The sequence below is a fragment of the Hyphomonas sp. CY54-11-8 genome (assembly GCF_000682735.1).
In the GTDB taxonomy this organism is placed as follows: Bacteria; Pseudomonadota; Alphaproteobacteria; order Caulobacterales; family Hyphomonadaceae; genus Hyphomonas.
Map to the genome: position 1 here is coordinate 75,302 of NZ_AWFD01000035.1, position 25,831 is coordinate 101,132.

Below are 25,831 nucleotides of genomic sequence, written 5' to 3' on the forward strand. Positions count from 1 at the left end.
CTATCCCAGTTTAACAAGCATCTTGCCAGTGTTTGCACCGCTGAAGAGACCGATAAAGGCGTCCGGCGCCTTGTCGATTCCCTCCATCACGGTTTCCTGGAATTTCATCTGCCCTGCGGCGATCCATTTGGCCATATCTGCAAGGAAGGCCGACTGCATATCGGCATGGGTGGAGACGATGAAACCCTGGATCTTCAGCTGCTTGCCGACGACCTGGATGATGTTGTGCGGGCCAACGGGCGTACCGGTTTCGTTGTACTGGGCGATCATCCCGCATTCGGCGAAACGAGCCAGCGGGCGGGCCACTTCGATGGCCGCGGCCAGGTGGTCGCCGCCGACATTGTCGAAATAGACGTCGATGCCTTTCGGAGCAGCGTCTTTCAGGGCGGCCACGAGACCGTCAAAGCCTTTGGCTTTCTTGTAGTCGATGACATGGTCTGCGCCGAGCGACTTCACGAAGGCGCATTTGTCCGGCCCGCCAGCGGAGCCGATGACGGTGCAGTTCTTGATCTTGGCGATCTGGACCACGGTGGAGCCCACCGCGCCTGCTGCGCCAGAGACGAACACCACGTCGCCTTCCTTCAGTTCCGCGATGCGCAGAATACCGGCATAGGCCGTCAGGCCCGGCATGCCCGCGACACCCAGGAACGCGCTGTCTGGCAGGCCGGTGTCGCCCGGCAGCTTCACCGCCATGGCGATCGCCGGATCGCCGACCCATGCCGTGCGCCAGCCATTCATGGACTGGACAAGGTCGCCGACCTGGAAATCCGGATTGTTCGACGCGGTCACACGGCCCACTGCGCCGCCCGTCATCGTCTCACCGATGCCGAAGGGCGGGACATAGCTTTCGCGGTCATACATCCTCCCGCGCATGTAGGGGTCGACCGACATCCACGAATTCTGGACCTGGATCTCGCCTGGGCCTGGTTCGGCGATTTCGACCGTTTTCTTTTGGAAATCGGACTGCTGCGGCAGGCCGACGGGGCGGCGGGCCAGTGCCCATTCAGTCGATGTAAGTGTAGTCATTCGTGATTCCTCCTGCTTGGTTTCTTGTGTTTGTCTTGCGCCCTAGTTGGGCGCGAAGGTGAGCGCTGTGAAGGGGCAATCGGGAAGAAACCCGCTGCGGCCGGGCTGTGCCACGGCCTTGATACCATGGCAGTTGGGTGCCATTCCGGTCAGGACAGAGGGCTAGGACATGACGAAGCTGAAAGTGGGCGTCGCGGGCGCAGGGGTGTTCGGTAACTACCATGCACAAAAAGCGGCGGCTTCGGTCAGGACCGACCTGATTGGCGTCTACGACATCGATCTGGCCCGGGCGACACGCATCGCCGAACAGTTCGGCGCAAAAGGCTTCGACGACTACAAGGCATTTCTCGATGCGTGCGACGCCGTCGTCATCGCCGTGCCCGCCACCTGGCATGAGCCGCTGGCCCGGCAGGCGATCGAGGCCCACCGTCACGTCCTGTGCGAGAAGCCGCTGGCCCTTACCGGCAAGGCGGCACGCTTCCTGGCGGACGAAGCCGCCGCGCATGGCCGCATCCTTCAGGTCGGCCATCAGGAGCGTTTCGTCGCGAAGGCGATGGGCGTTCTGGCCATCGAGGAGAAGCCGCTTCTGCTGGAATCGGTCCGCGCCGGCCCGCCTGCGCCGGACAATCGCGCGGGCGATGTATCAGTCATCTGGGATCTGATGATCCATGACCTGGACCTTGCCGCGATGATGCTGGGCAATGAGTTCACCGGCGTGACCGCCACCGGGCGCCGGGTACATTCTGCCCATATCGACGAAGCAACGGCGGAATTCTCCTATGCCTGCGGCGGCAAGGCCCGGCTGACCGCCAGCCGCGCGGCCAACGAGCGCCAGCGCTCCATGCATGTGGTTTACCCGTCAGGCGAAATCGCCATCGACTTCCTGACCCGCAAGGTCGAGAACTCGACCCCCTATGAGATCAAGGTCGACATTTCCGCCGAGCTGCCTGATCCGCTGGGCGCAGCGGACGAGGGGTTCTACGCGGCCTGCCTTGGCCTCGCGCGCAGCCCGGTTCCGGCACACGGGACCGTTGGCGCGGTGGCGATGGCGGAAGCGGCCGAAGCAGCTGTACTGGCAAAGATCGACGCCTGATCAGGCGTCGCCGCGCCGGGCGGCCTGTTTCGGATCATGCTTCGGCGCCGGGGCGAGACGCATCACTTCGGTCTGGAAGCGCTCGTCATCCCCATCCAGCAGGAAGGGCAGGGCGCTGCCGATGGCATCGACCATCGGCTCGAACCATTGAAGGTCTGCCTTGGTGAAGTCCGACAGGACATGCGGCATGACCATGGCCTTGTCGCCCGGATGGCCGATGCCGATGCGCACGCGGCGGAAATTCTCGCCAAGATGCGCCATCATCGAGCGCACGCCATTATTGCCCGAATGCCCGCCGCCGCGTTTCACCCGCAGGCGCCCCGGCGCAAGATCAATCTCGTCATAGAAGACGGTTACATCCTCTGACGGGCGTTTGTAGAACTGCAGCACTTTTGAAAGCGCGCGCCCAGTCTCGTTGTAATAGGTCTGCGGTTTCACCAGCAGCACTTTCTGGCCGCCGACATTGCCTTCGGCGATCAGGCTTTCGAATTTCGAGCGCCACGGACCGAATTTGTACCGTGCATGCAGCTCATCCAGCAGGATGAAGCCGGCATTGTGCCGGTTCTTTGCGTAGCGGTCTGTGGGGTTTCCCTGTCCGGATAGGATCAACATGAGGAATGCGCCTCCTGCCGGGGCTTAGGGGTAAAAAGTGAGCGGCCCGCCTGGCAACATAGGACAGGCGGGCCGCACGTTAAAGGATGGAAGGGAAGAGACTTAGTCTTCTTTCTCTTCGCCGCCTTCTTCTTCAGCAGCTTCCTCTTCGCCAGCCTCGGCAGAGGTGTCATCGGCCTTGGCCGAGCGGCCGGCGATGGTGGCGATGGTGAAGTCACGGTCGGTGATGGTCGGCTCGGCATCGCTCGGCAGGGCGATGTCGGAGATTTTCACGTTGTCGCCGATTTCCAGTTTGGAAACGTCGGCTTCCAGCGATTCCGGAATGTGGCCGGCCGGAACGAGCAGTTCGACCGCGTGGCGAACCACGTTGAGCGTGCCACCCTTCTTGAGGCCCGGGGAGACTTCCTCACCCACGAAGTGCACAACCACTTCGACCTTGATCTTCTGCTTGGCGTCGACGCGGAACAGGTCCACGTGCATCGGCTGGTCGGAGACCGGGTGCATCTGGATCGCCTGCGGGATCACCAGCTGCTTTTCGCCATTGTGAACGAGCGTTGCGGTGGAAGACAGGAAGTGACCGGTTTCGATGGCCTTCTGAACTTCATTCCGCTTCAGGCTGATCGCCACCGGATCCTTGCCGCCGCCATAGAGGACGCCGGGCACGAGGCCTTGCTTGCGGGCTTCACGGGCGCCGCCGGTGCCGACGCGCTCACGCAGTTCGACATTGAAGGTAATCTGTTGTTTTGACATTGTTTTTCCTTTCGCCCTCGACTCCGCCCCGCCTTTGCGGTGAGGTGAGAAGCTGACACGAACGGCCTTGCGCCGTCGTTTCTGAAGGCGCGCAGGTAGCCCATACGCCCTGTATTGGCAAGGGTTTACGGCAGGTTCCGCCGGTGCGCCTGCAACGCTTTCCTTTCGCTGACATTCATTCGGATTTCCCCTCAGACCAAGGTCGGGGATGGTGATGGGCACAAATCGCGTAAACTGCTGAAAAGAATACGGGAGGAAAAGATGCTGAAATCGCATGTGATGATGGCTTTCGGCCTGCTGATGATCGCGATTTATGCGGTGCGTCTCGCGTCAGGCTTCAGCTTGTCGAACGGGGTGGATCTCGGTGAGGTCTACCTGATCGGCGGGTTGGGACTAGCCGGGGCGCTGCTGTGGAGTGGCTGGAAAGAGCGCCGGCACGCGAAGCGCATCCGTCAGGAAAGTTAAGACCAAAGTGGGGCTGTCTGAGACAGCCCCTTTGCGTCAGCGTACAACCTGCGGCTGCCGCACCCAAACAACAAGAACGGCCAAAGAAGCCGGATAAGGCATTGGCCAAATAGGCTAAGGGAGGAAACGGAAACAATGACTCACAACATCAAAGAGATCGATGCGAAAGGGTACTGGCGCGACGTCGTCAAGCTGACCCTGAGCCTTCTCGCCATCTGGTTCATCGTGTCGTACGGGGCAGGCATCCTGTTCCGCAGCGTGCTCGACCAGGTGTCGATCGGTGGCGCGCCCCTTGGGTTCTGGTTCGCACAGAACGGATCCATCTACGTCTTCGTGGGGCTGATCTTCTATTACTGCCGGGCGATGAACCGCCTGGAGAAGAAATACGGCGTGGAGGCCTGAGACGATGGACGAGCAATTCTGGACCTATTTCTGGGTCGTCCTGACTTTCGGGACCTATATCGGCATCGCCATCTGGGCGCGCGCCGGTTCGACCGACGATTTCTATGTCGCCGGACACGATGTTCACCCCACCGTCAACGGCATGGCCACGGCAGCTGACTGGATGTCGGCGGCCTCCTTCCTGTCGATGGCGGGCCTGATTGCCTTCATGGGTTATGGCGGCTCCGTCTACCTGATGGGCTGGACCGGCGGTTACGTCCTGCTGGCCCTGCTGCTGGCACCCTTCTTGCGTGAGTTCGGAAAGTTCACCGTGCCGGACTTTGTGGGGGACCGCTATTACTCGACCACGGCCCGCCTGATCGCAGTCGTCTGTGCACTGTTCGTTTCGTTCACTTACATTGCCGGGCAGATGAAAGGCGTGGGCGTGGCCTTCTCGGGCTTCCTGGGCGTCGAGTTCAACACCGGCATCATGGTCGGCATGGCGATCGTGTTCGTCTATGCTGTCCTCGGCGGCATGAAGGGCGTCACCTATACGCAGGTCGCACAATATGTCGTGCTGATTTTCGCCTATACGGTGCCCGCGATCTTCATTTCACTGATCGTCACCGGAAACCCGATCCCGCAGCTTGGCTTCATCTCCAATGTGAAGGGTGAGGACATCTCCATGCTTGGCAAGCTGAACACCGTCGTGACGGATCTCGGCTTCCTGGAATACACGCAGACTGACAAGTCCATGCTCGACGTGATCGCCATCACCGGCGCGCTGATGTTCGGCACGGCAGGTCTGCCGCACGTGATCATCCGCTTCTTCACCGTGTCGAGCGCAGGCGCTGCCCGCGTGTCGGCCGGCTGGGCGCTGGTGTTCATTGCGCTGCTCTACACGACGGCCCCGGCGGTCGCATCGCTGGCCCGTCTCAACTTCATCGATACGGTGAACGAGGCGACCTATATCACATCCGATGCCGACTATGACACAGAAGCGGCCGCCATCGTGGCCGAGGGCGGCAAGCCGATCCCGAAATGGTTCAAGGACTGGGAAAAGATAGGCTTGCTTGAGGTGACCGACAAGAATGGCGACGGCGTCGTCCAGTACCGGGCCGGTGCGGACAATGAAGTCACCAAGCTGGACCGCGACATCATCGTGACGGCCAACCCGTCCATCGCAGGCCTCCCGGCCTGGGTGATCGGCCTCGTCGTGGCAGGCGGCCTTGCGGCGGCCCTGTCGACAGCGGCGGGTCTCCTGATGGTGATCTCGTCCTCTGTCAGCCACGATCTCTGCCGGCGGACCTTCTTCAAGGGCATGACCGACAAGCAGGAGCTGCTGACGGCCCGCGGCGCAGCTGCAGGTGCGGTGGTCCTGGCCGGGATCATGGGGATGAACACTTCTGCACTTGGCTTCGTGGCGCAGGTGGTGGCATTCGCCTTCGGCTTGGCGGCAGCCTCGCTGTTCCCGGTCATTGTGCTCGGCATCTTCTGGAAGCGGATGAACCGTGAAGGCGCCATCGCGTCCATGCTGACCGGTCTCATCACCACCTTCTGGTACATCTACCACTTTAAGTTCGTGGATACGGATGCCTCGCACTGGTGGCTCGGTGTGTCGCCTGAAGGGATCGGCTTTGTGTTCATGTTCCTGTCGCTGACTGTCGGCGTCGTGGTTGCCCTGGTGACCGCACCTCCGCCGCAGGACATCCAGGACCTTGTGGAAGACATCCGCGTGCCGGGGACCCGTACCCCACACGGCATCGCCGATGCGGAAATGCTGCCCGATTAAGAAGGCAGCAGCCTGTAACCTTCCTGAACTGGGCGGTCCGAGGCAGCGGACCGCCCTTTTTGGCTTTCCGCTCCGGACTTGGACCAGACTTTGGGCGAACTTGCCAGATGGGCGCCCGCCGGGTGAAGATCGGCTCTCAAGGAGTAATCGTCCATGCCAGTCTGGCTGATCGTCGGGGCAACGGGGCTGTATGTGTTCGGCCTGTTCGCCATCGCCTGGCGGGGCGACCGGCGTGCGCGGGACCCGGCGGCGACGCATAGCCCGTACACCTACGCGCTGGCGTTGGCCGTCTATTGCACCTCGTGGACCTTCTTCGGCGCGGTCGGAACGTCCGCCACGAACGGGTGGGACTATCTCGCCATCTATCTCGGCCCGGCGCTGGTTTTCCTGTTCCTGCCGGACCTGATCCGCCGCATCGGCAATGTTGCCCAGCGCGAGAGTATCTCGTCCCTGTCGGACTTCCTGTCGGCCCGGTACGGCAAGAGCCGCGGGGTCGGCGCGCTGGCGGCGCTTGCAGCTGTGGCTGGCAGCCTGCCTTACATCGCGCTGCAGCTGAAATCCGTCGGCATGAGCTTCCAGGCGCTGGCCTATGGCGCGGAGAATGCGGGCGGACGGCCCGCCAGCCAGACCGTGCTGTTTACAGCGCTCGCCATGGGCGTGTTCGCCATCCTGTTCGGCGCCCGACAGTCCGATGCAACGCGCCGCAATGCCGGCCTGATGCAGGTGCTGGCGCTGGAAGCGATGATCAAACTCGTGGCGCTGGTCGCCGTCGCGGCCTTGTCCCTCTCGCTGATCACGTCGCCGGACATTGAAGTCCCGCCGCAGGCGACGGAACCCTTTGCCGGAGGGCTCCTCTCGCAGCGCATGATCACGACCACGCTCCTGTCCATGTGCGCCATTATCTGCCTGCCGCGCCAGTTCCATGTCGCCGTCATCGAGCGACGCAATCCACAGGAAGTGCAGACCGCGCGCATCGTGTTTGTGGCGTACCTCGCCGTGACCAGCGCGGTGGTGATCCCGATCACGATTGCCGGCCTGTCGACGCTGGGCGCGGATGTGCCGCCGGACCTGTTCGTGCTCGACCTGCCGCTTGCCCGCGATAACGGACTGCTGGCCCTGTTCGTGTTCCTCGGCGGCTTCTCGGCGGCGACCGGCATGGTCATCGTCTCCAGCGTGGCGCTGTCGACCATGGTGACGAATGATTTGATTGTGCCGGCGGTCATGCAGACCGGCCGGTTCGCCAGCCTTGGCGGCAATTCCGGCGCGCGCCTCACCATGATCCGCCGCGGTGTGATCATCGTCATCGTGTTGTGCGCCTATGGCTATTACCGGCTGGCCGGGACGGGCGAAGCGCTGGCGCAGATCGGCCTCCTGTCATTTGCGGCGGCGGCCCAGTTCGCCCCGGCCCTGATCGGTGCCGTCTATTGGCGCAGCGGACGTCGGGCGGGCGTCGTGTGGGGGCTGGCCCTCGGCATGGGCCTCTGGGCCTACACGCTGTTCTTGCCGGCTATCCTGCAGCCGGACCGGATGGCGGCCGCTGTGCCGGGCTGGCTGGATCCTCACGCCCTGTTCGGCGCCCGGTTCGACGACAGCCTGATCCATGGCGTGGTGTGGAGCCTCGGCGCCAATATCGCAGCCTATGTGATCCTGTCGCTCCGCTCGCGTGAGCGTCTGCGGGACAAGGTCCAGTCATCGGTCTTTGTGGGTGACGCTGAAAGGCTGGGTCATACCGAGACCGGCACGTCAGACACAGTGGCTTCCGTGACGCCGAACGGGCTGAAAACGCTCGCCTCCCGCTTCCTCAATCCGGAAGCGGTCGAGCACGCCTTTGCGGACTTCGAGCGCGTGTCGGGAGTTCCGGCATCGGGCGATGGCCCGGCGGACTGGCAACTCGTTCAGCGGACGGAACGCCTGCTTGCCTCGGCGCTGGGAGCATCCTCTGCGCGGGTCGTGCTGGCTTCGGCCATCGGTGGCAATCAGGTGGCCCTGCGGGATGTCCTGTCCATGCTGGACCACAAGACGCAGGCCGAACGCTTCGACAGGCATATGCTGCAGTCCATGCTGGAGAATATCTCGCAAGGCATTTCCGTTGTGGATTCCGACCAGCGGCTAGTCGCCTGGAATTCGGCCTATCTCGACCTGTTCCATTATCCGAACGATCTCGTGGCGGTTGGCACGCCTGTGGCGAAACTGATCGAGTACAATCTGAAATCCGGCTGGATCGAGGGTGATCCCGCCGAGGAGGCCCGCCGCCGAGTCGCGCATATGCGGTCCGGGCGCCAGCACACCTATGAGCGGCGCAATCCGGACGGCCGCTATCTCCGCATTGTCGGCAATCCGACCCCGGGCGGCGGCTATGTGACGACCTTCACCGACATCACGGAGGACAAGCTGCGCGAGCGGGCGCTGATCGAGGCAAACGAAACGCTGGAGACGCGGGTCCGCGAGCGCACGCACGATCTGGAAGAGATGGCGCAGGACTTGGACCTCGCCCGCCGCGACGCGGAAGGCGCGAATGCCTCCAAGACGCGCTTCCTCGCAGCAGCCAGCCATGACCTGTTGCAGCCGCTGAATGCGGCGCGTCTGTTCCTCGGATCCATCCGTGCGGACGAGCAGGGGCAGGGACTGGTCTCGCGGGCCGACAAGGCCATTCAGTCTGCGGATGAACTGATCCGCGGCCTTCTGGATATCTCCCGGCTGGATCATGGAAGCATCGCACCGAAACCGGTGCAGCTGCCTGTCGGCCCCTTACTAGAGGATCTGGTGGAAGAGGCCATGCCCATGGCTGAACAGGCCGGAATCGAAATGCGGATCGCGCCGTCGAGTCTTGTGGTGGAAGCCGATCCGGATTTCCTAAAAAGCATCCTGCGCAACTTCATCTCGAACGCCCGCCGATATACGCGCGAAGGCGCCGTGCTGGTTGGCGCCCGGCGCCGCGGGGACATGGCTCGGATCGAGGTCTGGGATACCGGGCCGGGCATTCCGGCCGACAGCCTGCCGCTGATCTTCGAGGAGTTCCGGCGGTTTGAAGACACCGACAATACAGGCATCCGGGGCGCCGGTCTCGGCTTGCCGGTTTCGAAACGCCTGGCAGATCTGATGGATGCCAAAATCAATATCCGTTCGGTGCCGGGCCGGGGCAGCGTCTTCTCCGTCGCGGTACCGCTGGCGGCCAAGCAAGGGAAACGCAAACGCTCTGTCTCCAAAACGGCCCCGCGAAAGCCCGTGAGCCTCGCCGATCTGAACGTGCTGGTGGTCGATGACGAGGCCGCCATTGTTGACGGAATGACCGCGCTGCTGACCGGCTGGTGCTGCAAGGTGCGCGGCGCCCGCTCCGTGGCCGAGGCGCAGGGCTGGCTGGAGGCGGAAAGCTTCGATGCCATGATCGCTGACCTGAACCTGCAGGATGCCGTCGACGGCTTCGACCTGATCGCCATGAGCCGTCCAAAACTCGCATCGCCTGGCAATGTCCTGCTGCTGACCGCGGCGGCGAATGAGGCGGTGCGCACGCAGGCAGAGATCGACGGCATCGCCATGCTGCGCAAACCGGCTGCGCCGGACGATATCCGCCGTTTCCTCGAAGACCTCGCGCAAAACGTAACCACCTGACGGCAGGATCAGAGCGAGGTGGCTTCCTTGTAGATGAGCAGCGCCTGCGTGCGGTTGTTGGCGCCCAGCTTGCGGAAGATCGCCGTCATGTGCGCCTTCACCGTGGCGACCGAAATATCCATCTCATAGGCAATCTGCTTGTTCAGCAGGCCGTCATTGAGACCGGACAGAACCTTGCGCTGGGCGGGTGTCAGGTCCGCCACGCGGGCAAGGAGTTCTTCCCGGTTGGCATCGGCAGCATCATTCGCTGGTGGGAACCATTGCCCGCCGTCCAGTGCCGTGGCGAGCGCGGCGGAGAGGTCCTCCATCGACATGCTCTTGGGCAGGTATCCGGCCGCGCCAAGCGCCCGGGCCGTGCCAAATGCCTGAGACGCGTCGGTCGCGGAAACCACGACAATCGGGCAAGCAGGGCCCGCCGCCATCAGCCGAGTCAGTCCGTCGAATTCCTGCGTATCGCCGAGGGTGAGGTCCAGCAAGATCAGGTCGAAGCGTTGCTCTTTTACCTTGGAAAGCGCCTCCGCCAGGCTGCTGGCGTGCTGCGCGGTCGCGCCATCCGGAAAAGCCGTGCCAAGCGCTGCTTCGAGCGCGTCACGGAACAATGGATGATCGTCCACGATCAGGACGGTCGGAACCAGCCCCATTCTATCTGCCTCCCCGAGCGCCGCGGGTTCCCTGACCTGCAGTCTGCATCCTGTTAGGGGAACCATACCCCCACGGAAAGGGATGTCGAGCACCATTAGACTTTTGTCTTAGCACCAATGGCCAATAGCGGCGTTTCCCCGCCGGAAGGATACTCCCTGAAAATAATAAGGCACGGGAGGAAACTGATGCCACGGACAATTAGAGGTTTACTGCTGACGGCGTCTGTTGCGATCATGGCGCTGGCAGCAAACGCAGAACAGTCTGTCGAGGAGCGGATTGCTGCGCTTGAGGCAATGGTTGCGGAGCTGAAGTCCGAACTTGCGGCCGAAAAGGCGGACACGGACGCTGACATCGTCCGGATCGAGACAGTGGCCCAGCAGGCCGCGCCGGCAGCCGGTGCGCCGAAGACGGACGGTTTCCTTGTCGGGGACACGACGCTGAAATTCGGTGGCATTGTCGACCTAGACGTCCACGCAACCTCCCTCAGCGATGGGGGCATCGCATCCACGTCAATTGCACGGGACTTCTACATTCCGGGCGCGACGCCGATTGGCGGGGAGGGGACCGATTTCACGGACTTCACAGCCGAATCTTCGCGCTTCTTCCTTTCCGCCTCAAAGCCGGTCGGGGAAGACACGGTGCAAGGCTATATCGAAATGGACTTCCTCGGCTCCGGCCAGGGCAATGAACTCGTCTCCAACTCTTACTCGCCGCGCCTGCGCCGGGCCTTTGTGAAGTACGGTAGCTGGCTGGCAGGTCAGGAATGGTCGACCTTCCAGAACACGTCGGCCATTCCGGAGAGTGCGAGCTTCCTGATCCTGTCTGACGGCATGGTGTTCATCCGCCAGCCCCAGATCCGGTACACCAAGGGAAACTGGATGTTCGCTCTGGAGAACCCGAACACGACCACGCTGAACTCCGGCTCAAGGGATGAGAACCTCATTCCGGATGTCGTCGCCCGGTACAATTTTACCGGCGACTACGGCAACGTCTCGATCGCGGGTATTGCCCGCCAGCTGCGCGCGGATTTCGGCGCATCGGAGGATGAAACTTTCGGCTACGGCCTCAGCGTGTCCGGCAAGGTGAAGGCCGGCGAGAAGGACGACATCCGCTTCAATCTCGTCGGCGGGGAAGGGATCGGGCGCTATGTCGGTCTTGCGGCCAGCCGTTCCGCCGCGCTTGACACAAATGGCAAGCTGGAAGCCATTCCCAGCTATGGCGGCCTGATCGCCTGGCGCCATCCGTTCGGAGAAACCGCCCGTTTCAATGTCGGTTATTCCGGCCTGTTCGTCGACAATCCAAACTACCTCCCGGCGAACGCGACGACCAAGTCTGTGCAGTCCGCCTATGGTGCAATTCTGTGGGATGTCGCCCCGAAAGTGACCGTCGGTGTGGAGCTGCTTCACGGCATTCGCGAACTGGAATCCGGCGCGGATGGGTCGATCAGTCGCTTCACCTTCTCCACCAAATATGCATTCTGATATCAGGACGAAAATTCATGCCCTACGAGGAAACAACCATGAGCGATCAGGCAAAAATCTACCCCGTTCCCGAGGAATTCGCGGCGAAGGCGAACCTGACGCCGGAAAAGTACAAGGAGATGTACGACGCCTCGCTCGCAGACCCGGAAGCATTCTGGGGTGAGCAGGGCAAACGGCTCGACTGGATCAAGCCCTACACCAAGGTGAAGGATGTCTCATGGGAGACCGGCGACCTGCACATCAAATGGTATGCCGATGGTGAGCTGAACGTCACCGCGAACTGTATCGACCGCCATCTCGCCACGCGCGGCGACAAGACGGCCTTTATCTGGATTGGCGACGATCCGAACGAGAGCCACAAGGTCAGCTACAAGGAACTGCACGCCGCCGTCTGCCGCTTCGCCAACGTCCTGAAGAAGCTCGGCGTCAAGAAAGGCGATCGCGTCACGATCTATATGCCGATGATCCTCGAAGCGGCCTATGCGATGCTGGCTTGTGCGCGCATCGGTGCGGTCCACTCGGTCGTGTTCGGCGGCTTCAGCCCGGAGGCCCTGTCCGGCCGGATCACCGATTGTGAGTCCACCGTGCTGATCACCGCTGATGAAGGTGTGCGCGGTGGCCGCAAGGTGCCGCTGAAGGTGAATGCCGACAAGGCGGCCGACCTTTCGAACGGCATGCTGAAGTCGATGCTGGTGATCAAGCGCACCGGCGCCGAGATCAACATGGTCGAAGGCCGGGACCATTGGCTGCATGAAGCGGCTGAAGACGTTTCGTCCGACTGCCCGCCGGAGCCGATGAATGCCGAAGACCCGCTCTTCATCCTCTACACGTCCGGTTCCACCGGCAAGCCGAAGGGTGTGCTGCACACGACCGGCGGCTATCTCGTCTGGGCCTCAATCACACATGAATACGTGTTCGACCTGAAAGAAGACGATGTCTACTGGTGTTCGGCGGATGTGGGCTGGGTGACCGGCCACTCCTATATCGTGTACGGACCTTTGGCGAATGGCACGACGACCGTGATGTTCGAAGGCATCCCGACCTATCCGGATGCGAGCCGCTTCTGGCAGGAATGCGACAAGCATGGCGTGACCATCTTCTACACCGCACCGACGGCGATCCGCTCCCTGATGCGCGAAGGCGAAGGCCCCGTTAATGCAACGTCCCGCAAGTCCATCCGCCTGCTCGGCACGGTGGGCGAGCCGATCAACCCGGAAGCCTGGGAATGGTATTTCCACACCGTCGGCGACGCGCGTTGTCCGATCGTCGACACCTGGTGGCAGACCGAGACTGGCGCCACCATGATGGTGCCGCTGCCCGGCACGACGGACCTGAAGCCCGGCGCGGCCAGCCACCCCTTCTTCGGCATCAAGCCGGTTTTGGTGGATGCAGACGGCACGGAGCTGCCCGGCGCCACCGAGGGCAACCTCCTGATCACCGACAGCTGGCCGGGCCAGATGCGCACCGTCTATGGCGACCACCAGCGCTTCATCGACACCTACTTCACGGCCTATCCGGGCAACTATTTCACCGGTGACGGCTGCCGCCGCGACGAAGACGGCTTCTATTGGATCACCGGTCGCGTGGATGACGTGATCAACGTCTCCGGCCACCGGATGGGCACGGCGGAAGTCGAAAGCGCGCTCGTCAGCCATGATGCCGTGGCAGAAGCCGCCGTGGTCGGTTATCCGCACGACATCAAGGGGCAGGGCATCTATGCCTATGTCACATTGGTGCAGGGCGTGGAGGCCGACGAGGCGTTGCGCAAGAACCTCGTCCAGCATGTCCGCGCCGAGATCGGCCCGATCGCTTCGCCGGACCTGATCCAGTTCGCCCCGGGCCTGCCGAAGACCCGTTCCGGCAAGATCATGCGCCGTATCCTGCGCAAGATCGCGGAGAACGAATTCGGCAACCTCGGCGACACGTCCACACTGGCCGAACCGGAAGTCGTCGACGATTTGATCAACAACCGCCAGAACCGCGGCTAACGCGGCTCTGACCGGACAAAGAAATAGCCCCTGCATTCGCGGGGGCTTTTTTGTTGCCTCAGATCGCCGGCAGGTCCACGCAGAATCTCGCGCCGCCGCCGTCGCGGTTCTCGGCCCAGACCTTGCCGCGATGGGTGGCGATGATCTGTTTCACGATAGAGAGGCCGAGACCGGAATTGTTGCCGAAGGCGGTGCCTTTCGGGCGGTCCGTATAAAAACGGTTGAAGATTGTGTCCAGCTTGTCCGGCGGTACACCGGGGCCGCAATCCTCGACTTTGATCCGGGCGATGGTCTGAGGGCCGTCATTGGTCTGGTCCAGCGTCACGTCCACCACAGAGCCGGGCGGGGAGAAGGAGCGGGCATTGTCGATCAGGTTCCGGATCACCTGTCCCAGCGGCCCTTCACGGCCCTGCACCAGCAGGCGGCCGCCCATCGTGGCATCGTGAAAGGACACCGTCACCGCGCCTTCGTCCAGCGCGAGTGACTCGTAAGTGCCGACCACGTCGTGTACGAAGCGGGCAATGTCGAGCTGCTCGTTCGGCACGCGGGTCATTTCTGCTTCGAGGCGCGAGGCGTTGGAGATGTCGGTGATCAGGCGGTCGAGGCGCTTCACGTCCTGCGCGATGACGCCGCGCAGCTTTTCGGTCAGCTCCGGGTTTTCCTTCACGCTGTCCAGCGTCTCGATAGCGGAGCGGATGGAGGTGAGCGGGTTTTTCAGCTCATGCGCCACGTCGGCGGCGAATTGTTCGTTGGCCTGGATGCGCTCGATCAGCGCCTCGGTCATGCCCTCCATGGAGGTGGCGAGGTCGCCGATCTCGTCCTTGCGGGCGGAGAGCGCAGGCACATTGATCCGTTCCGAAGCGCCGGCCCGGATCCGGTCGGCCGCCACGGCCAGACGGCGCAATGGCCGCGCGATGCCGAGTGTCAGCAATACCGATGTGATGAAGGCCACGAGCACCGCCACGCCGATGAACGGCAGTAGCGCCGCCCGCTCGGCGCGGATGATTTCGTCGATGTCGCTCGATTCCAGCGTCAGCACGCCCACGACGGCGGAGACCCGCTGGATCGGCATGGAGACCGAGATGATGCGCTGGCCGCGATCATTGAAGCGCTGGCTGGCGGCTTCCCCGCCTTCGACGGCGGTATCGAACTCTTCCTCGAAGGTTTGCGTGCGGACGGCATCGGAGGAGCGCCGCGGCATGACCGGCCCGAACACATGGGCGGCCCATTCCGACAGGTCCCGGCCCCAGCGGGCCACACGGCCCGGCTCTCGCAGCGGTGGCAGGGCATCCACATCCACCCGTTCGGAGAGATAGAAGCTGTCGCCCACCATCTCGCCATCGGGCAGGTAGATGCGCGCGCGCACTCGTTCGGGCAGGTTCAGGCGGACGATGGTTTGCCGGGCGGCGTCAACGTCGAGCGCGGGCTGGGGCGTGGTGGCATCGTCGCCGAGCAGGCTGGTGAAGATCTGCGCCTGGGCGACGAGGTCCTGTTTCTTCGAGACGACGAAGCCGGCCCGCATTTCGTTCAGGACCATCGCCCCGATGATGAGGATGGCAAGGCCAGCAAGGTTCGACGCGAAGATCAGCCGTGCGATACGGCTACCGAACACGACCGAACTGTTCAGTCCGGCGCGCGGTGTCTTCCGTTTCTTGTCCTTACCGGCCATGCGGGTCCTTCCGGCTTGAGCCAGATCAGGCGTCAGCAGCGACGCGCATGGAGACGATCTTGTCCGGATTGCGCGGCGGCTCGCCCTTGGCCAGCTGGTCGACCACATCCATGCCTTCGGTCACCTTGCCCCAGACGGTGTATTGTCCATTGAGGAAGCTGGCATCGTCGAAGCAAATGAAGAACTGGCTGTTAGCCGAGTGAGGCGCCGAAGTGCGGGCCATGGAGCAGGTGCCGCGCACATGCGGCTCTGCATTGAACTCGGCTTTCAGGTCGGGCTTGTCGGAGCCGCCCATGCCGGTGCCCTTCGGGCAGCCGACCTGGGCCATGAAGCCCGGAATCACGCGGTGGAAGACGATGCCGTCATAGAAGCCCTCGCGGGCAAGTTCCTTGATCCGCTCGACATGCCCGGGGGCGAGGTCCGGGCGCAGCTCGATGGTAACGTTGCCTTTGGAGGTTTCGAGGAGGATCGTGTTTTCAGGGTCGGCCATGGGAGTTCCTGTTTCTTGTGCTAATCTAGAGACTGGCTATTGAATGAAGCCCATTGCGGCAAGCCCGTGCGGCAGGAATATGCCAATCGGGGAGGGCGCCGCGTCACGGCTGAGGACTTAATGCTCGCACCCACTCTTTCGGTCATTCTGGCCTGTATTCTGTCGATTGCAGGCCTGTTGCACACACTTTGGGGCTTCGGCGTGACCTTTCCGGCCGCCAATGAACAGCAATTGGCGCGTATGGTGGTCGGAAAGCGCGGCATCACCAAGATGCCGTCCATGACCGCCTGCCTGTTCGTGGCGGTCAGCCTGTTCGCCTTTGCCTTCCTGGCGCTGGTGCTGGGCCAGCATGTGCACCTGCCGGTATCGAAATGGCTGGTCGCTTTGGCCGGGGCCGGGGCGGCGCTTGTATTCACGGGACGGGGCGTTGTGGGCATATTGCCGGCGTTCGAGCGGGCGCTGCCGGAACAGCCATTCCTGACGCTGAACCGGCGCTTCTATTCCCCGCTGATCATCCTGATCGGCGTCGGGTTTGCGCTGCTGACCCTGGCGCTGCCCCATTGGAGCTGGCGCCTGGGCTTGCTGGGCTAGACCCTATTCGGTGTAGCGGTAGCCAACGCCGTAGAGCGTCTCGATCGCATCGAACTCTTCAGACACTTCGCGGAACTTCTTGCGAAGCCGCTTGATGTGGCTGTCGATGGTGCGGTCGTCGACATAGATCTGGTCGTCATAGGCCGCATCCATCAGCTGGTCGCGGCTCTTCACGTAGCCCGGGCGCTGGGCGAGGGCCTGCAGGATCAGGAATTCCGTCACCGTCAGGCGCACCGGGTGTCCGTCCCAGGTACAGGCGTGGCGGTTCGGGTCCAGCGTCAGCTTTCCGCGGACGATCGGCTTGTGGTCGCCTTCTTCCGGGCCGGCCTGTCCACCGCGGGCGCGGCGCAGCACGGCTTTCACCCGCTCTGCCAGCAGGCGGTTGGAGCAGGGTTTGCGCACGAAATCGTCGGCGCCGATGTTGAAGCCGATCACCTCGTCGATTTCCTCGTCCTTCGACGTCAGGAAGATCACCGGCAATTCGCTGGTCTGGCGCAGGCGCCGCAGCAATTCCATGCCGTCCATCTTCGGCATCTTCACGTCGAGGATGGCGATGTCCGGTGGGGTCTCCGTCAGCGCAGGCAGGGCGGCCTCACCATCATGATAGGTGCGGACATTGTAGCCTTCGGCCTCGAAGAACATCTTGAGAGAGGCGACGATGTTCTCGTCATCGTCCACAAGCGCGAGAGTTGTCATAGTCCGGTCCTTGTCCGCCAGTTTCGGCCCTGTGTGGGGCCGGTCAGCTGTGGAGTGAAACATGGTTCGCGTCATGGAAATAGCCTCCCTTCAGTGGTCTTGCAATGAAAGGCAGTGATCCGGGCGAGCGCTTGCTCACATTAAGGCGCTTTGGAGGTCAATTGCGGCGGGATTGCCCTGAATGTTGCCAGCAGTGGTGGTGATCCGTCTTAGTCGTCCATAGTCCGGTATGGTCATGGCAAGTCATGACTGATCATGGCGCAGTCCGGTTTGGTCATGCATATTCCCCTCAGGCGTCACGCCCGATGGCCAACGGTCATTTGGGCGCCCATCTCTGAACGAAGCAACGGGCGCGTCATGACATGACGTTCCTGACGCGCTTATCAGAGATGGGTCCCCAAACCGCTCCGAGGCCGGGGATGACGCAAGTAGAGGGTTATCCACCAACCAATGGCGCCAAACCTGCCGTACTCATTGCCGCGAAAACAAATCCATCCGACACCTCCGTGGCCGGATGTATATTGCGCGCATGTCGCTCTTCCATCCACCCGAAGGCTTCCCGCCGCATCTTGTCGCCTTCTGGCCGCTCGTCTGGGTCCAGCTCCGGCTGCTCGGCGCAGCGGTGCGGGCCACCTATGGGAAGGACGCGACCTATCGCTGGAGCATCACCCCGAACGGGCGCGTCTTCCTGACCTGCATTCACTTCAGGCTGTAGGACAAGGCAGCGCGTGAGTGGCTGATACCGCGCGCGTATTTCACCGACCGCCTTGCCGCGGCTTGCGATGGCCGGGCCTTTGCGCCCGCTTATGCGGCACGGTGCGCCGAGCCACATGATGTCGGGGGTGCGCCTGTCGCACGTCGCAGCACGCAAGCCTGCAACCTGAACCTGCCCCTGCCGGAAACCTGACGCGGGTTTTCACCGTGAAAATTCAGTTCACCCACAAAGCGCCTTCACGGGCGTCGCAGGCTCTGGAAGCGTTACGGATCCAGGCGCACGGCACCTTGAGACGCGTTCCCGACATGGGCCGCATAGACCTTCAGGGCACGGCTCACCTTGCGGGGGCGCTCCTCGACGGGCTTCCAGGCCTTGTCGCCTCTGGCTTCCATCGCGGCGCGGCGGGACGCGATTTCCTCGTCCGTAAGTTTCGCATGGATCGTGCGGTTCGGGATGTCGATCTCGATGATGTCGCCTTCCTCGATCAGGCCGATCAGGCCGCCTTCCGCCGCCTCCGGACTGACATGGCCGATCGAAAGCCCTGACGTGCCGCCGGAGAAACGCCCGTCGGTGATCAGGGCGCAGGCCTTTCCGAGCTTCATCGATTTCAGGTACGAGGTCGGGTAGAGCATCTCCTGCATGCCGGGCCCGCCGCGCGGGCCTTCATGGCGGATGATGACCACATCGCCTGCCTTCACGCCCTTGTTCAGGATGCGCTTGCAGGCGTCTTCCTGGCTATCGCATACAACGGCCGGGCCGGAGAATTTGAGGATCGAGTCGTCGACGCCAGCGGTTTTCACCACGCAGCCTTGTTCCGCGAGATTGCCGAACAGGACAGCGAGGCCGCCATCCTGCGAGAAGGCATGCTCGGCAGAGCGGATGACGCCTTTCTCGCGGTCTGTGTCGAGTTCCTTGTAGCGGCGCGACTGGCTGAAGGCCTCGGTCGTGCGCACGCCGCCCGGCGCAGCCAGGAACAGCTCGTGTGCAGCCGGATCATTGGTGACGGTTATGTCCCATTTGGTGATCGCCTCGGCCAGCGTGTCGGAGTGGATGGTACGGACGGACGTGTCGAGCTTTCCGGCACGGTCGAGCTCACCCAGGATGCCGAAGATGCCCCCGGCGCGGTGGACGTCTTCCATGTGGACGTTGGCCACAGCCGGGGCGACCTTGCAGAGGCAGGGCGTCGAACGGCTGAGCCGGTCGATATCGTCCAGTGTGAAATCGACCTCGCCTTCGCGGGCGATGGCCAGAAGGTGGAGGATCGTATTGGTCGAGCCGCCCATGGCGATGTCGAGCGTCATCGCGTTTTCGAACGCGGCCTTGGTGGCGATGCCGCGGGCGGAAACGGATTTGTCGCCGTCTTCATAATAGAGCTTGGTCAGCTCCACGATGCGCTGGCCAGCGCGGCGGAAGAGGGCCTCCCGGTCGGCGTGGGTGGCTAGCGTCGAGCCATTGCCCGGCAGGCCGAGGCCCAGGGCTTCGGCGAGGCAGTTCATGGAGTTTGCGGTGAACATGCCGGAGCAGGAGCCGCAGGTCGGGCAGGCATTCTGTTCGAACTCGGCGACTTCTTCGTCGGTCCGGTCGGGGTTCGCCGCTTCGATCATGGCGTCGATCAGGTCGACCGCGCGCAGTTCGCCGTCGATATTGACCTTGCCGGCCTCCATCGGGCCGCCGGAAATGAAGACGACCGGAATATCGAGGCGCAGCGCCGCCATCATCATGCCGGGCGTGATCTTGTCGCAATTGGAGATGCAGACCATCGCATCGGCACAGTGGGCGTTTACCATGTACTCGACACTGTCGGCGATCACTTCGCGGCTCGGCAGGGAATACAGCATGCCGTCATGGCCCATCGCGATGCCGTCATCGACCGCGATCGTGTTGAATTCCTTGGCCACGCCGCCCGCCGCGACGATCTCGCTGGCGACCATCTGGCCGAGGTCTTTCAGGTGCACGTGGCCGGGCACGAACTGGGTAAAGGAGTTCACCACCGCGATAATCGGCTTTCCGAAATCGCTGTCCTTCATGCCTGTCGCGCGCCAAAGGCCGCGGGCGCCGGCCATGTTGCGGCCATGGGTGGAAGTGCGGGAACGGTAGAGAATTGCCACTTTGTGCCTCTTTTACGGTGTTCGGCAGGGGATTACCTGCCGGGCGGGCGATTATCAATCATGACGAAGGGGGAACGGCCAGCCCCCATCTGTTGCCGGGTCTGCTGGCAGGGCTACTGCGCGGCGGCCCTGGCCGCAGGCTGTAACGGGCCGAGGCAGCGTATTCCGGCAATCACTGGCGCGAGCCGCGCATGAGCGGCCTGATAGGCGTCCGCACCCACGGTGGGAATGTAGCGGGACTGGATCTCGTTCAGGTACCGCTCGTCCCCGTCGGCGCAGATACAGGCCACGCGGGCCGGTTTGTCCTGCCTGGCGAGCCAGTCCAGTGCACCGAGAATGACACCGGTGCTGGACAGGCCAACCTTGGAGAGCTCGTGCTCGTGCAGCAGGTTGAAGGCCGCAATGGTTGCAGCCTCGTCCATCCGGATCATGCCGGGATCGGGTTTCATGCCCGCAAAGGAGGAGCGCCGCTGGCTGCCGAAGGCGGGGATCTTCAGCTTGTCTGTGCAGCCCGACGGAGCATCGAGGAAGGCGCAGGAGCTTTCCGGTTCCACGAGGCAAAGCTGTGTCTGGCCCGGATGGGCTTTCAGATAGTCGGCAAAGCCGCGCGACGTGCCGCCAGAAGACGAGGTCATGAATACCGCGTCGAATGGCCCGTCCGCAAACAGTTCCGGCGCCGTCCAGTTCTGGTGCGAGGCCGGGTTCAGCGGATTTGAATACTGGTCGAGGAAAACCGAGCCTTCCTGCTCAGCAATCTCACCGGCCACGCGCATGCGGGCGGCATTGGAGGTTTCGCCGGGCCTCGGTTCGGCAATCACCAATTTGGCGCCAGCGCCTTCGATCTGGGCGGCATTATGCGCACTGATCGATGCGGACGACACGATGGTTGCATCTATGCCCAGCCGCTGGCAGATACAGGCCAGCGCATTGCCGTAATTGCCGGAGGAAGCATCCACCACGGATTTGACCGGGCCGATCTTCTCGATCGTTCTCGACAGGATGTACCACGCTACGCGGTCCTTGACCGAGCCGAACTCGTTGCAGCGCTCCTCTTTCACCAGCAATTCATGGGTCAGATTGCCAATTTTGACCTGGTAGGCGGTCAGGGGCGTGTGGCCGATTTTGAAGGGACAGCTGGCGACGGCGGTAGAAAATGGCATGAGCCTGCCTCGGTCTGCGTTTCGCAATGCAACATAGCTAGCAGGCCGAATCGCTCACGCAAATGTGACAACTGCGTCTGGCAACATTGCAAATTAGTATGCCTTTCAGCGCAGCAACCTCGCTTCAGAACCAGACAGCCTAGTGGGCATCGGCCCAGTTTGCGGCGGCGCGGGCGTCCACTTCCAGCGGAACTGACAGGTCCATGGCGGGGCTGGCGGCCGACTGCATGGTCTCTTTGGCGACCTTGATCAGTTTTTCGGCTTCCTTCTCAGGACACTCGAAGACGAGTTCGTCGTGCACCTGCAGCAGCATGCGGGCTTTCAGCTTTGCCTTGGCCAGCGCTTCCGGCATCCGGATCATGGCGCGCTTGATGATGTCGGCGGCAGACCCCTGGATCGGCGCATTGATGGCCTGACGCTCGGCGAATGCCTTTTGTGGGCCTTTCGACTTGATCCCGGCGAGGTGCACTTTCCGGCCGAAGGCCGTCTGAACGTAGCCGTGCTCCTTCGCAAAGGCCTTGGTTTCGTCCATATAGGCGCGGATGCCGGGGAAGCGTTTGAAATAGGTCTTGATGTATTCCGAGGCTTCCGATTGCGGGATGCCCAACTGGCGGGCGAGACCGAAGCCGGAAATGCCGTAGATGATGCCGAAATTGATCGCTTTGGCCTGGCGGCGCACCATCGGATCCATGCCTTCGATGGGCACGCCGAACATTTCGCTCGCCGTCATGGCGTGAATGTCGAGACCTTCCTTGAAGGCGGTTTTCAGGGCATCGATGTCGGCCATGTGGGCCAGTACGCGCAGCTCGATCTGGCTGTAGTCCGCGCTGACGAGCACGTTGCCTTCATCGGCAATGAAGGCTTCGCGGATCTTGCGGCCTTCTTCTGTCCGCACCGGGATGTTCTGAAGGTTCGGATCGGATGAGGAGAGGCGCCCGGTCTGCGCCACCGCCATGGAAAAGCTGGTATGGACCCGGCCGGTTTCCTTGTTGATCGCGGCCTGCAGGGCCTCGGTATAGGTCGATCGCAGCTTCGAGAGGGTCCGCCAATCGACGATGGTGCGGGGCAGGTCATGGCCTTCAGCAGCGAGGCCTTCGAGCACGTCCGCGTCGGTCACCCAGGCGCCGGTCTTCGTTTTCTTGCCGCCTTCGATGCCCATCTTGTCAAACAGGATTTCGCCAAGCTGTTTGGGGCTGCCAATATTGAACTGCTCGCCGGCCTGCTCGTAGGCTTCGGCTTCCAGCGCGGCCATGCGTTGGGAGAAGTCGGCGGACAAGCGCGAGAGTTTGTCCCGGTCGACCTTGATGCCCTCGCGCTCCATGGCGGCAAGCACCGGCACCAGCGGGCGTTCCTCGGTCTCGTAGACCGTGGTGACTTTCTCCGTGTGCAGAAGTGGCTTGAATGTCTGCCACAGGCGTAGCGTGACGTCGGCGTCTTCAGCGGCGTATTCGGTGGCCTTGTCCAGCGCGACACGGTCGAAGGTGACCTGGGATTTTCCGGTGCCGGCCACGTCCTTGTAGGAGAGCGGCGTGTGGCCGAGATATTTCTCCGACAACATATCCATGCCGTGGCTGTGCTTGCCGGCATTCAGCACATAGGACAGCAGCATCGTATCGTCGATCGGCGCGACCTGGATGCCGTGCTGGGCGAAGATGTTCAGGTCATACTTGATGTTCTGGCCGATCTTCAGGATAGCGTCGTTTTCCAACATCGGCTTCAGCGCCTTGATGGCATCCTTCATCCGGATCTGCCGCGGCGGGTCCGCACCGAACATGTCGCCATCGCCTGCATCGTTGGGATCGATATGCGCCAGCGGGATGTAGCAGGCTTCGTTCGGAGCGAGCGCTAGCGACACGCCGACAAGGTTCGCCGTGACAGAGTCGAGGCTGTCAGTTTCCGTGTCGACGGCGACATAGCCCTGCTTCGTTGCGCGGGCGACCCAGTCTTCGAGGTCCTTGAAGTCACGGACGCAGGCATATTTGGTCCGGTCGATCGGATCTTCTGCAGGCGGAGCAGCTTCCAACGCGCCTTCCTTTTCCATCATCTCGCGCACACGGCGGGTGATGGTCTTGAATTCCATTTCCTCCAGGAAGCCGAGCAGTGTTTCCGGTTCCGGATCCTGAACGGCGAGATCTTCCAGCTTCACCTCCAGCGGCACGTCATCCTTCAGGGTGACGAGGTCTCGCGAGAGCCGGATCTGGTCAGCGAAATTAATCAGCGTTTCGCGGCGTTTCGGTTGCTTGATCTCCTCGGCGCGGGCGAGCAGCGTGTCGAGATCGCCATACTCGCTGAGCAGCGTCGCCGCCGTTTTCACGCCGATGCCGGGGGCGCCCGGCACATTGTCCACGCTGTCGCCGGCCAGCGACTGGACATCGACCACTTTATCCGGGCCGACGCCGAACTTCTCGAACACTTCGTCCCGGCCCATCGTCTTGTTCTTCATCGTGTCGAGCATGACGATCTTGTCGGTGACGAGCTGCATCAGATCCTTGTCGGAGGAGACGATGGTGACGCGCGCGCCTTTCGCCTCGGCCTGGCGGGCATAGGTCGCAATCAAATCGTCGGCCTCGAAGCCATCCATCTCGATGGCATGGGCGGCGAAGGCTTCGGCGGCGCGGCGCACCAGCGGGAATTGCGGGCGCAGCTCTTCCGGAGGCTCGTCACGGTTTGCCTTGTACTGGTCGTACAGTTCGTTCCGGAATGTGTGCGCCGAGGCGTCGAAAATGCAGGCGAAGTGCGTCGGCCGCTCATCGCCCTTCAGGTCTTCCAGCAGCTTGAACAGCATGTTGCAAAATCCGCTGACTGCACCGATGGGCAGGCCATCTGACGAGCGTGTCAGCGGTGGCAATGCGTGGAACGCCCGGAAAATGTAGGCGCTGGCATCGACCAGGTAGAGGTGGCTGTCCTTGGTGACGGGGGCGGTGGCCATAAGCGAGAATCCTTCGTTCCCGTTGGTTTAGCCGCCAGAGAAGGGCGCGTCACCCGCCCGTAATCCGGGGGACGATTCTGCTTGTGGATTAAATGACCCAAGGTAAGCTTTGCCGCAATGAACGTCGGGGAGGGCAAATCATGAGCGATACGACAATCAAAACGCCATGGCACCTTTGGGCCGTGGGCGGGATCAGCCTGCTGTGGAACGCATTTGGCTGTTACGATTTTACCATGACGGCGACCAACAATGCCGCCTATCTTGAGCCATATCCGCAGGAACTCAGGGACTATTGGCTGAACATGCCAACCTGGACCTGGATCATCTGGGCGATAGGGGTGTTCGGTGGCTTGCTGGGCAGTCTTGCGCTGCTGCTGCGTCTCAAGTTGGCCTATCCGCTGTTCGCCGCTTCGTTCCTGGGCGCCTTGGTCAGCATGGGGCGGAGTTACCTCGACAAGGATGCCCCCACCGTGGAAGGCATTGCGGTCATGAGCCTCGTCATTCTGGCGATCGCATTGATACTCGCCCTGTACGCCCGCTGGTTGTCGCGCCGGGAAGTCTTGCGCTGATGGCAGAAGGCTCTAGCCTCCCGGCAAAAGGGAGAAGCACATGAGCGAGATGAACCAGACATGGGTGCTGCGCCAGCGGCCGGTGGGCGATATCAAGGAAGGCGATCTCGAACTCGTCGAGACGCCGCTTGAGCCCCTGAAGGACGGCGAGGTCCGGGCGAAGACGGTCTACCTCTCGCTGGACCCGACCAATCGCATCTGGATGAGCGATGTCGACGCTTACCTGCCACCCGTCGGAATCGGCGATGCCATGCGGGGCGGCGGCCTCGCCGTCGTCGTGGAAAGCAAGCATGACGGCTTCCAGCAGGGCGATGTCGTGAACACCGGCCTCGGCACATGGACGATGTATCCGACGCTGCAGGGTGAAGGCCTCGCCAAGCTGCCCATCCTGCCCGGCGTACCGCTGACGGCTTATATGGGACCGCTCGGCGCGACCGGCATGACGGCCTATTTCGGCCTGATGGATATCGGCAAGCCGAAAGCGGGCGAGACCGTTGTGGTCTCCGCTGCGGCGGGTGCCGTTGGCTCGATGGTGGGGCAAATCGCGAAGATCCAGGGCTGCCGCGCCGTCGGCATCGCGGGCAGCGACGACAAGTGCAAATGGCTGACGGAAACGGCCGGCTTCGATGCGGCCATCAATTACAAGACCGAAGATGTCGGTGCCGCGTTGGACAAGCATTGCCCGGACGGTGTCGACATCAATTTCGAGAATGTCGGTGGGCAGATTATGGATGAGGTGATCGCGCGCCTGAATGACTTCTCCCGCATGCCACTCTGCGGCCTGATCAGCACTTACAATGCGACCGGCCCTGTACCGGGGCCGTACAATTTCTCGAATCTTCTGATGCGGCGGACGCTCATGAAGGGCTTCATCGTGATCGACTACTTCCCGCGCTTCCCGGAAGGCATCCAGCAAATGGCCCAGTGGCTGATGGAAGGGAAACTGAAGTTCGAGACGGATGTGGTCAAAGGGTTCGAGAATGCCCCGTCCAGCCTGTCACGGCTCTTCGAAGGCAAGAACCTCGGTAAACTCGTCGTTGAATGTAGTCCGCCGCCCGCCTGATC

At 62.4% G+C, this 25,831-nt stretch carries 21 protein-coding genes; 11 read left to right on the top strand and 10 right to left on the bottom strand.

Features of this window, described 5'->3' with window-relative positions; all coding sequences use genetic code 11:
* Positions 1–1,026 (bottom strand): NADP-dependent oxidoreductase, encoded by a 1,026-nt coding sequence (locus HY17_RS15335; protein WP_034768232.1) that lies wholly within the window; start codon positions 1,024–1,026, stop codon positions 1–3.
* 169 nt (positions 1,027–1,195) lie between these two features.
* Here HY17_RS15335 and HY17_RS15340 point away from each other — a divergent pair, with 169 nt between their 5' ends.
* Complete coding sequence (locus HY17_RS15340) at positions 1,196–2,119, top strand: Gfo/Idh/MocA family protein (protein WP_034768234.1); 924 nt, start codon at positions 1,196–1,198, stop codon at positions 2,117–2,119.
* Here the strand turns inward: HY17_RS15340 and pth are convergent, their stop codons facing one another.
* On the bottom strand, positions 2,120–2,731 hold the full coding sequence (pth, locus tag HY17_RS15345) for an aminoacyl-tRNA hydrolase (protein WP_034768236.1): 612 nt from the start codon (positions 2,729–2,731) through the stop codon (positions 2,120–2,122). It lies immediately after the preceding gene.
* Positions 2,732–2,833: 102 nt separating this feature from the next.
* Positions 2,834–3,481 carry a 50S ribosomal protein L25/general stress protein Ctc gene (locus HY17_RS15350; protein WP_034768237.1) on the bottom strand — a complete coding sequence of 216 codons (648 nt, stop codon included), beginning with the start codon at positions 3,479–3,481 and terminating at the stop codon, positions 2,834–2,836.
* A gap of 261 nt (positions 3,482–3,742) precedes the next feature.
* Between HY17_RS15350 and HY17_RS15355 the strand changes: the two genes are divergently transcribed.
* The 4 genes from HY17_RS15355 to HY17_RS15370 all read left to right on the top strand — a co-directional run bounded on the left by HY17_RS15355 (position 3,743) and on the right by HY17_RS15370 (position 9,728).
* The gene (locus HY17_RS15355) at positions 3,743–3,946 is read left to right on the top strand and encodes a hypothetical protein (protein WP_034768238.1); all 204 of its coding nucleotides are present in this window, start codon (positions 3,743–3,745) and stop codon (positions 3,944–3,946) included.
* A 135-nt stretch (positions 3,947–4,081) separates the two neighbouring features.
* A complete protein-coding gene (locus HY17_RS15360; RefSeq protein ID WP_034768239.1) occupies positions 4,082–4,348 on the top strand; it encodes a DUF4212 domain-containing protein in 267 nt (88 codons plus the stop codon).
* A 4-nt stretch (positions 4,349–4,352) separates the two neighbouring features.
* The gene (locus HY17_RS15365; protein ID WP_034768240.1) at positions 4,353–6,119 is read left to right on the top strand and encodes a sodium:solute symporter family protein; all 1,767 of its coding nucleotides are present in this window, start codon (positions 4,353–4,355) and stop codon (positions 6,117–6,119) included.
* 153 nt (positions 6,120–6,272) lie between these two features.
* Positions 6,273–9,728 carry a PAS-domain containing protein gene (locus HY17_RS15370; RefSeq protein WP_034768241.1) on the top strand — a complete coding sequence of 1,152 codons (3,456 nt, stop codon included), beginning with the start codon at positions 6,273–6,275 and terminating at the stop codon, positions 9,726–9,728.
* An 8-nt stretch (positions 9,729–9,736) separates the two neighbouring features.
* Here HY17_RS15370 and HY17_RS15375 read toward each other — a convergent pair whose 3' ends face one another.
* Positions 9,737–10,369, bottom strand: a complete 633-nt coding sequence (locus tag HY17_RS15375) for a response regulator transcription factor (protein ID WP_034768243.1) — start codon at positions 10,367–10,369, stop codon at positions 9,737–9,739.
* Positions 10,370–10,555: 186 nt separating this feature from the next.
* Here HY17_RS15375 and HY17_RS15380 point away from each other — a divergent pair, with 186 nt between their 5' ends.
* Positions 10,556–11,851 (top strand): DcaP family trimeric outer membrane transporter, encoded by a 1,296-nt coding sequence (locus HY17_RS15380; protein ID WP_034768244.1) that lies wholly within the window; start codon positions 10,556–10,558, stop codon positions 11,849–11,851.
* Positions 11,852–11,889: 38 nt separating this feature from the next.
* Positions 11,890–13,839 carry an acetate--CoA ligase gene (gene acs, locus HY17_RS15385; protein ID WP_034768442.1) on the top strand — a complete coding sequence of 650 codons (1,950 nt, stop codon included), beginning with the start codon at positions 11,890–11,892 and terminating at the stop codon, positions 13,837–13,839.
* 58 nt (positions 13,840–13,897) lie between these two features.
* On the opposite strand, the gene HY17_RS15390 is transcribed toward acs, so the two are convergent.
* Positions 13,898–15,508: a stimulus-sensing domain-containing protein gene (locus HY17_RS15390; protein WP_034768246.1), complete on the bottom strand. Its 1,611-nt coding sequence runs from the start codon at positions 15,506–15,508 to the stop codon at positions 13,898–13,900.
* 25 nt (positions 15,509–15,533) lie between these two features.
* The gene (locus HY17_RS15395; protein ID WP_034768248.1) at positions 15,534–15,998 is read right to left on the bottom strand and encodes a peptidylprolyl isomerase; all 465 of its coding nucleotides are present in this window, start codon (positions 15,996–15,998) and stop codon (positions 15,534–15,536) included.
* 120 nt (positions 15,999–16,118) lie between these two features.
* On the opposite strand from HY17_RS15395, the gene HY17_RS15400 reads away from it, so the two are divergent.
* Entirely contained in the window at positions 16,119–16,589 is a 471-nt protein-coding gene (locus HY17_RS15400) for a DUF3995 domain-containing protein (RefSeq protein WP_034768250.1), read from the top strand.
* Between the two features lie 3 nt (positions 16,590–16,592).
* On the opposite strand, the gene HY17_RS15405 is transcribed toward HY17_RS15400, so the two are convergent.
* Positions 16,593–17,285, bottom strand: coding sequence for a response regulator transcription factor (locus HY17_RS15405; protein WP_034768443.1), 693 nt, complete (start codon positions 17,283–17,285; stop codon positions 16,593–16,595).
* A 529-nt stretch (positions 17,286–17,814) separates the two neighbouring features.
* On the opposite strand from HY17_RS15405, the gene HY17_RS15410 reads away from it, so the two are divergent.
* Positions 17,815–18,000 carry a hypothetical protein gene (locus HY17_RS15410; RefSeq protein ID WP_139068895.1) on the top strand — a complete coding sequence of 62 codons (186 nt, stop codon included), beginning with the start codon at positions 17,815–17,817 and terminating at the stop codon, positions 17,998–18,000.
* 263 nt (positions 18,001–18,263) lie between these two features.
* Here HY17_RS15410 and ilvD read toward each other — a convergent pair whose 3' ends face one another.
* The 3 genes from ilvD to polA all read right to left on the bottom strand — a co-directional run bounded on the left by ilvD (position 18,264) and on the right by polA (position 24,197).
* Positions 18,264–20,102: a dihydroxy-acid dehydratase gene (ilvD, locus tag HY17_RS15415; protein WP_034768445.1), complete on the bottom strand. Its 1,839-nt coding sequence runs from the start codon at positions 20,100–20,102 to the stop codon at positions 18,264–18,266.
* 119 nt (positions 20,103–20,221) lie between these two features.
* On the bottom strand, positions 20,222–21,268 hold the full coding sequence (locus HY17_RS15420) for a PLP-dependent cysteine synthase family protein (RefSeq protein WP_034768253.1): 1,047 nt from the start codon (positions 21,266–21,268) through the stop codon (positions 20,222–20,224).
* Between the two features lie 139 nt (positions 21,269–21,407).
* Positions 21,408–24,197: a DNA polymerase I gene (gene polA, locus HY17_RS15425; RefSeq protein ID WP_034768255.1), complete on the bottom strand. Its 2,790-nt coding sequence runs from the start codon at positions 24,195–24,197 to the stop codon at positions 21,408–21,410.
* 140 nt (positions 24,198–24,337) lie between these two features.
* Here polA and HY17_RS15430 point away from each other — a divergent pair, with 140 nt between their 5' ends.
* Both HY17_RS15430 and HY17_RS15435 read left to right on the top strand, forming a co-directional pair.
* Entirely contained in the window at positions 24,338–24,766 is a 429-nt protein-coding gene (locus HY17_RS15430) for a hypothetical protein (protein ID WP_034768256.1), read from the top strand.
* 49 nt (positions 24,767–24,815) lie between these two features.
* Entirely contained in the window at positions 24,816–25,829 is a 1,014-nt protein-coding gene (locus tag HY17_RS15435) for an NADP-dependent oxidoreductase (protein ID WP_051600216.1), read from the top strand.
* Positions 25,830–25,831 lie beyond the last annotated feature (2 nt).